General features: G+C 39.6%; 9 protein-coding genes. 7 read left to right on the top strand and 2 right to left on the bottom strand.

Features of this window, described 5'->3' with window-relative positions; genetic code table 11:
• Window positions 1–36: 36 nt before the first annotated feature.
• The 4 genes from CAN34_RS13550 to CAN34_RS13535 all read left to right on the top strand — a co-directional run bounded on the left by CAN34_RS13550 (window position 37) and on the right by CAN34_RS13535 (window position 2736).
• Entirely contained in the window at window positions 37–591 is a 555-nt protein-coding gene (locus tag CAN34_RS13550) for an acyl-CoA thioesterase (RefSeq protein ID WP_089556090.1), read from the top strand.
• A 131-nt stretch (window positions 592–722) separates the two neighbouring features.
• Window positions 723–932, top strand: a complete 210-nt coding sequence (gene iscX / locus CAN34_RS13545) for a Fe-S cluster assembly protein IscX (RefSeq protein WP_089556089.1) — start codon at window positions 723–725, stop codon at window positions 930–932.
• A 101-nt stretch (window positions 933–1033) separates the two neighbouring features.
• The gene (locus tag CAN34_RS13540) at window positions 1034–1567 is read left to right on the top strand and encodes a GyrI-like domain-containing protein (RefSeq protein ID WP_089556088.1); all 534 of its coding nucleotides are present in this window, start codon (window positions 1034–1036) and stop codon (window positions 1565–1567) included.
• A gap of 26 nt (window positions 1568–1593) precedes the next feature.
• Window positions 1594–2736, top strand: coding sequence for a hypothetical protein (locus CAN34_RS13535; RefSeq protein ID WP_089556087.1), 1143 nt, complete (start codon window positions 1594–1596; stop codon window positions 2734–2736).
• 179 nt (window positions 2737–2915) lie between these two features.
• On the opposite strand, the gene dapE is transcribed toward CAN34_RS13535, so the two are convergent.
• Together dapE and CAN34_RS13525 are read right to left on the bottom strand one after the other, a co-directional pair.
• Window positions 2916–4124: a succinyl-diaminopimelate desuccinylase gene (gene dapE / locus CAN34_RS13530; RefSeq protein ID WP_089556086.1), complete on the bottom strand. Its 1209-nt coding sequence runs from the start codon at window positions 4122–4124 to the stop codon at window positions 2916–2918.
• Window positions 4125–4181: 57 nt separating this feature from the next.
• Entirely contained in the window at window positions 4182–4970 is a 789-nt protein-coding gene (locus tag CAN34_RS13525) for a 2OG-Fe(II) oxygenase (protein ID WP_089556085.1), read from the bottom strand.
• A 140-nt stretch (window positions 4971–5110) separates the two neighbouring features.
• Between CAN34_RS13525 and CAN34_RS13520 the strand changes: the two genes are divergently transcribed.
• The 3 genes from CAN34_RS13520 (at window position 5111) to CAN34_RS13510 (ending at window position 7761) form a co-directional block, all read left to right on the top strand.
• Window positions 5111–5986: a 23S rRNA (adenine(2030)-N(6))-methyltransferase RlmJ gene (locus CAN34_RS13520; RefSeq protein WP_079691045.1), complete on the top strand. Its 876-nt coding sequence runs from the start codon at window positions 5111–5113 to the stop codon at window positions 5984–5986.
• Between the two features lie 10 nt (window positions 5987–5996).
• A complete protein-coding gene (pssA, locus tag CAN34_RS13515; RefSeq protein WP_089556084.1) occupies window positions 5997–6929 on the top strand; it encodes a CDP-diacylglycerol--serine O-phosphatidyltransferase in 933 nt (310 codons plus the stop codon).
• 280 nt (window positions 6930–7209) lie between these two features.
• Window positions 7210–7761 (top strand): hypothetical protein, encoded by a 552-nt coding sequence (locus tag CAN34_RS13510; RefSeq protein WP_254423196.1) that lies wholly within the window; start codon window positions 7210–7212, stop codon window positions 7759–7761.
• The last annotated feature ends 222 nt before the right edge of the window (window positions 7762–7983 follow it).

The raw sequence follows: 7983 nt of genomic DNA, 5'->3' as shown, positions 1-7983 counted from the left end.
TAAGTTCACAAAAAATAAGCGTTAAGAGAGTTATTTATGAATATGTTAATACGTTTTTTTATTATGGTTAGCCTATTAAAACAGCAGCTCAAGCAGCAATCGGCAAGTGAGCACTTGAGTACTGAGACATTAACGGCACCGACTATCCGCCACTATCGAGTATTACCGCACGACATGGGCTTTCGAGATCATCTGCCTAATTACCGCTATCTGTCTTTTATTGAGCTAAATATCACAAAATGGCTTATGGCGTGCTGTCATCAAAAGGGCATTAAAAATCTAGGCTGGATTATCGCCATGCAGGAGATGGTCTATCTGAAGCAAATTAAATTTTTAGATAAGATGACGGTAAATAGTACGCTTGTCGGTTGGGATAAAAAATACGTCTACTTTGAGCATCGCTTTTTTGTCAAAAACCAGTTAATGGCAGTAGGTATGACCAAATTTGTCTTAACCAATAAGCAAGGTAAGTGCGCAACTGCGGTGCTAGATATGACTGGTGAACAGCTGACAGAAGTTATTGAGTCATGGAATCAGCATCAAGTAGCGATTAAATCTACTGAGTCGACTAAATCAGCAAAGGCGGCATAACGAACTTGGCTATAATCCTATGCTGAATTTTGCTAGGATAGTGTTTATGTATAGGATAGCGATTATGTATATATTGTCTATATATTCTATAATGTCATTTTATAAAAAAGATTGAAAAATAAGGAGCTACTATGACCCCGCAGAAGTTAAAATGGACAGACAGTTTGGATATTGCCATTGAGCTTTATGAAAAATTCCCAGAGACCGATCCGCAGTATATCCGCTTTACGGATTTGCATCGCTGGGTAACTGAGCTTGAAGGCTTTGATGATGATCCACAACGCTCCAATGAAGGTGTTTTAGAAGCGATTCAGATGAATTGGATTGACGAAGCTGACTAGATTGACCTTCTTATTATCTTTTATTAACAGACATAGCATTAATAACAAACATAGCTTTAATAGCAAACATAACTTCAAATAGAAACAGGACAAACCGCCTCATGACTGCACCAATCCAAGAGCTAACCGACGCACAAACTTGCACAGGTATCAGCGTACGCACCACCAATACTGCTGAAATCAGCCATGAAACGGCAAAGTTAGGCAAGCTATGGCAAAGTTTTTACAAAAATCATGTGAGCCAACTTGAAAAGGGTGAGGATATCTACGGTATCTATCATAACTATGAGAGTGATGATGTAGGCGCTTTTGATGTGGTTGCCAGTTGGAAGGTGAGCAGTCAGCAAGATGAGCAAGTACAGTCAGACAATGACGATACGGCTAATCCTGTCAAAGCTACTAAGAATAAAAATGCAAGCAACCTAGTAACAGTCAGTATTCCTGCAGGAAAATACATGGTGTTTTATGAATATGGTAATATGCCCAATACTGTGATGAACGCGTGGGAGAAGGCATGGACGTATTTCAATAATCCAAGCTGTGAGCATACTCGAACGTATAATGTTGATTTTGAGCGTTATGTTGAGGGTAAATTAGAATATGGTCAAGTCGAGCTATATATTGGTATCGAATAAAGTCTTCTTTAGACTATAGGGTAACTATGAAAAAAGATTGGCCATATTGCGGAAGGATTGTATATTTATCAGGTGGGATTCTTGCTATTAATGAACCACAAAGTGACGTGCTCACATTATGGCCTAAAACTATAGATGGGAAAGTATGTGAAATCACAATAGAGACATTCGGTAAACTATATTATGCTCTTAAAAAATATAATTTGTTGATTGTGGGAGTTAATTTCATAACTAACCCTCTTGAAGCCACTGGTGAAGCGCCAATGCAATTCAGAGGTTATATCGAACAAGATGCTATATGGCCAAATTGGGATGCTGTGGATAAGTGGGCTAGTTTATCTTTATCGGCATTTCACAATAAGAACGGTCTTGCATATGATGTTTCTAATAGAATTAATTTCCAGTTGAATTCAATAAATAACCGTTTGAAAAATCTTTCCTTAGCTTATCATAACCAACTAAATGCCTTAGCTTTAAAAAATAATTTTAAAAATGGACAACGCTTTCAGGACGGTTTTACTGATTTAGTTTATCAGGAATTTCACTCCTTTTTGTTTGATGCTGGGATACTGCGCGACTATTTATGCGAGTATGTGTATAACTATTCTAACGAAGGTTCTCTAAAAGAAAAAATCAGAGAGATTCATAAAAACCATAAGTATGAAATAACTACAGCAAGTGGCTTGTTTAAATCTTTAAAAGGAATTGAGAAACTATCTGAATTAGAGTCTTATTTCAAAGTTGAGATGAATGAAGGAGGTTGGCTATATGAGTTAGGCCAGTATCGTGATTTAGTAATGCACTCTGCTCCTATTAATTTGGCTAACTTTCCCTTATACGCCATCCAAGAGTATTTAGTTTTACCACATTCTAAAGAGATGATTTCAGTCCGTTTCCCTTTACCTGATAATCCCTCAGAACTATATAATGAGCGTAGTAAGAGAAATAATTTCGATAAATATATCGAACAATTTTCAGAGCTTCGACAAAGCTCTTTAAACAGTCGTGGAAAATATGATTGCTTAGAATATGCACATATGGTATTTGGGTTGCTTTCCAATCTTTCGTTGGATGTAGCAAAAGAGTCCCCATTTAAACCAATGCGTCAAACTTACTTTCTTACGGACAGCGGAACTATATCCGCACCTGAATATATAGATGAGAGCTAGCACCAATTAAATATAAATTGTCTTATCATGTGTTTCACAAGCAGTGATTATCACCTAAAATTTTATTGTACTAAGTATGAGAATTCATAAGCAAAAATATTAAATCAATACCAAACTTAAAAATATGGAAAAGCGCCAAATCTGAATCAGATGGCGCTTTTTGCTTTTATTAATACTCATTAATCCAACAATAGATTTTCCAAAATCTCTTCATATATCTGCGCCAATCTACCTAAGTCATCAATTTCTACCTTTTCATCAACCTGATGAATCGTTGCATTACGCACACCAAGCTCAACGACTTGCGCGCCAGTGGGGGCGATAAAGCGTCCATCCGATGTACCACCAGAAGTTGATAATGTCGTATCAGTCCCCGTCACAGATTTAATCGCTTGCTGACATGCCGAGACCAATTTACCTTCGGGTGTTAAAAATGGCTGACCAGATAATTTCCAATGGATATCATATTTGGCTTTGCTGTCAGCGAAATACTTGTCGAAGATAGCGTGAGTTTTTGCTTTTAGCTCTTCTTCTATGGTTTCTGTTGAAAAGCGGAAGTTAAATACCACTTCTAAGGCTTCAGGAATGACATTGGTTGCGCCAGTACCACTATTAATATTGGAGATTTGCAAGGAGGTCGCAGGGAAGTAGTCATTGCCATTGTCCCATGTAGCAGCCGTTAATTCCGCTAGCGCTGACATAGCGGCATGAATAGGATTACTGGCTAAATGTGGATAGGCGACATGACCTTGTTTACCAGTGACTGTGAGTACCGCGCCCAATGAGCCACGGCGACCATTTTTAATAATATCTCCCAAAGTATCGGTACTCGATGGCTCACCAACGAGACAATAAGTGATTTTTTCTTGACGCGCTTCTAAGGTTTCTATTACTTTGACCGTACCATTAATTGACGGACCTTCTTCATCTGAGGTAATCAAAAATGCTATTGAGCCATTATGCTGAGGATAATTGCTCACAAAACGCTCAGCCGCGACTGTAAAGGCTGCAATGCCCGTTTTCATATCAGCGGCACCGCGTGCCCATAAATAGCCATCAGCGATGGTTGGGGTAAATGGTGGATAGGTCCAATTTTTTTCAGCACCTGTCGGTACGACATCGGTATGACCTGCAAAGCAAATGACTGGATCTGCTGTGCCACGGCGCGCCCATAAGTTTTTGACCTCAGCGTGTTCGCCTTTTGCTTGTCTATCACCGTAATACATAAATTCGCAATCAAAGCCTGCTTGCGTTAGTCGTTCTGACAATATATCTTGGCAGCCATCGTCATCTGGTGTGACGGAAGGGCGTTCGAGTAGGGCAATACTTAAGTCTAAAGTTGCTTGTTGATGGGTCTGAGAAAATATGTTTTTATTAACGTCTGACATGAGAAACCTTTTTATTACAAGGTGAGATGATAAATACAAATAATTAAATACGTGCCGCTAATTACTAACGTTTAATGGTTTTTGTAGCGCTGAAATGTTGTCTTCAACAAACGGCACTAAGCCATCACGTCTTAACCAAGTAGCGATAGAGTAGCGTTGTCGATGGGCAATTTGCACTTGATGCTGCAGGTCACTATCAAATATCACCAAATGATTGGCGACAGGCATCACATTATGATGGACGCCATGCTTATCAACGATTTCTAGCGCGCCGCCGTCACTTGCTGTCCACTCATCATTGAGATAAAACACTGCCGAGATAACGCGCTCATCACGCCCAGCTGGATTATCATTATGCCATTGGTAGCCAAAACCGACTGGATAACAAGCGTAATGCGCTTCACTATGGCGAATGCCAGCGAATAAGCTGCGATTGAATAAAGTGGCAAGCGTATTGATGCTTTGCAAATAATAATAGCCTGCAAAGAAATTCTCAGTAATCCAGCGGATTCTGTCACCGCGAATATCGCTCACACGAATACCGGCAGTAAGCTGGGCATCACGATAGTCAATAAAGCCACTTTCTGCTTGCAGCGCTAACAAGGCTTTTTGCTCAAAGACATCGTCAATAATCAGCCAACCATCACTGACCAATTTATCCAGTTGACTATCAGTCAGCTTGTCTTCCCAATTTATCTCAAAATCGGAGGATTGTAATAGATGTTGAGTTGGTGGCTTTTGGCTATCGTCATCGCTATGCGGAAACAGTAAAGGAGGATTATCCTGTCCTATCGGATTGTCGACAACCAACTTTGTCACATCAAGATTGCTAATAATCTTTGTCATTTCGTCTCGCCGTTATCAATAAACATTCAATTCGCTGTCAATACACAGCCAATCAATGCCTTTTTACCAAAACCATCGTTATCTTTTACCTATCCTATGCTACCATAGATGCAATTTTTCTTATTTAAACTTTTGAACTTATGAACTATAAACACGCCTATCATGCTGGTAACTTTGCCGATGTCGTTAAACACATTTTATTGGTACAACTACTGAATCAATTGGGGCAGAAAAACAAACCTTTTTATGTGCTTGATGCTTATGGCGGTCGTGGACTGTATTCGCTTGGCAGTGAAGAGGCGCGCAAGACTGGTGAAGCAAAAGGCGGTATCCAAGCTTTAGTAAAAGCCGATGTCGAAAAAGCTCCGACTGCGGTCAAAGATTATATGGAAGGCATCAAACAAGCCCGTTTTACCTATGACAAAAAAGTCTATCCTGGCTCGCCGTGGTGGATTGCCCATCATATTGAAAAAAATCCTGATGCTGGTGTGCGTGGTGAAGCGTTTGAAGCCAAAGCCAGTGAGTACGATGCACTGAACTATCAGCTACATAAATTGCCAATCGGTATTCATCATCGCAATTCGTTTGAAGGTATCGCTGCGGTTATTCCACCAAAAGAGAAGCGTGGCTTGATATTCTTGGATCCTCCTTATGAGCAAGAGCATAAAGACTTTACTCGTTTGATTGATCTCTTAGTGCACTCTTATAATAAGTGGCCACAAGGTACTTATGCGTTATGGTTTCCGATTAAAAATATCGAAGCCGTAGAGCTGTTTTATAAAAAGCTAAAGCGTACTGAAATGAGACGCCAGTTAATCTGTGAGCTAAATATTTATCCTAACGATGTTGCCGTAGGTCTTAATGGCACAGGGCTACTGGTAATCAATCCGCCATGGCAGTTTGATAACCATGCGCGTGAGATTTTACGCTTCTTACAACCGGTATTGAAAGTTGCTGATGCACCAGATTTAACGCCAGATAGTGCAACCAACGTACGCTGGTTGGTCGGCGAATAGGGATATTATTATGACGACTGATCAATCATCAAGTAATGTAGTAAAGGATAGTCTTGTAACCGATAGAGTTATGAATGATGGTCTGGTAAAAGAGCCTTTATTACAAGATAGCGCCGCCACTCAACCGCCTTTTGTCGATGAGCATGATTTCGATATTCGCTTGGCGGATAATGAGAACTATGATGGGTTGACGTTTGAGGTGATTGAAGCAGAAGTCGCTGAAGGTAAGCGCGTGGTCAGCCGCGGTGTTTATTTAGCACCCAATCTCATCACGACTTTATCGCTACTATCTGGCTTTTACTCTATTTTAGCCAGTACCCAAGGTGAGTTTTATAAAGCCTCTTTAGCGATTTTCTTATCGGCCATTCTTGATGGCGCAGATGGTAGGGTTGCACGTATGCTGAATGCGCAAAGCCCTTTTGGCGAGCAGTATGACTCTTTAGCCGATATGTTAGCCTTTGGTGTTGCACCGGCAATCTTAATTTATAGCTTTGCTTTGCAGCCATTAGGTCGTATTGGCTTAGGTTGTGCGTTTGTTTTCACGGCGTGCGCTGCGTTCCGTTTGGCACGCTTTAACGTTCAGATTGGTGAAGTTGATAAAAAATACTTTGTTGGTTTGGCAAGTCCACTTGCCGCCATCTTGGTCACAGCCGCTGTCATGGTTGCTGTCGACCACAATCAATGGATCGGGCAATATGACTCAGTCGTGATGTTTTTGTTTGCTGCTTGGGTCGTTATTTGTGGCTTACTAATGGTCAGTAACGTTAAATACTATAGCTTTAAAGAATTTGATAAGAAGAAAGTCCCTTTTGTGGTTCTTATTATCGGCGTATTGGTCATGAGTATCGTGTTATACGATATCCCTGTTGGCATCTTAGCGATTGGTGTTATCTATGCTTTATCAGGTATCGTAACGACTTTAAAAGCCAAAACGACGAGTTAACTTTATAACTGCTTGATAATAGATATTAGATTATGAAGACATCAATATATAAACCGCTTATTTTTTAATAGGCGGTTTTTTTTGCCATAAATCTTGTTGGTGAGATAACACGAGGTTGAGAAGGTAACAAGAACAATAGAAGTACTTACAATAATGAGTAAAGAATAAAAATGAGCTTTGATTGGATATCATGTAAAGTGCTATGGTAGAAGGTAATAAGTGGAAGGTTTTACGATTGTTCTTTATCTCATTATATTCAATAAACAAAGTCGAGGTTATTATGTTGAATTTAAATAGTTTCAATCACCTATTGCCTGTTTCTAGTGCCTCAGCGTATTTGTTAAAAGGTGTGATGACGAGTGCTTTACTTTCATTGTCATTCGTTTCCCTATCTTCATATGCTGCTACTAGTAACTTAGTAAACTCCATATCTCGCTCTGAAGCTGCCAATCCTGCTAACTTTTATCATTTAAATATGAACGGTGATGCCGTTACTTATGCATCAGCACCGTGTTCTATGAAAAAAGGGCTGATTGCTTGTGGACTTGAAAAGCTCAAACTCATTAATAGTAGTATTAATGAAGTGCATGCGGATTATGATTTGGCACAAGCTTTTTACTATCCGTCAAAAGCTCAGCCCAAAACAGGGGTTGTTGTTATTACTCGTTCTGGTCTAATGGATGATAGTGTGAGCGCTGAACGTTATCGTATTAGCTTTACCCTAAAAGGTAAGCCTTCTAATTTAAATTGGCACTGGGTTCAATATGGTGTGCAATATCAATGTCTTCGAGGTAACAAAGCAGGGAAATGGACTACGAATATCTGTCCTTAATAAAACCTATATTGGTAGGAAGATTAAAGCTTATTGAAGAATTGAAAATTAACCTTCGAAACCTCTTGACCTCCTCTTCAAACCGAGTATAATGCCACCCAGTCGAAAGGGAAGGCGGATTGGGAAGTGGTTTACCACTGACTATTAATAGCGAAGCTATTAACTAATTATCCAGCCAAATAAATTGCTTTTAAAATAGAATTATTTATTCCTTGACAACCT

This window comes from Psychrobacter sp. DAB_AL32B (assembly GCF_002224105.1).
Classification (GTDB): Bacteria; Pseudomonadota; Gammaproteobacteria; order Pseudomonadales; family Moraxellaceae; genus Psychrobacter.
Note: the sequence above shows the minus strand (reverse complement) of the source record. Positions and strands in the feature narration are given on the sequence as shown.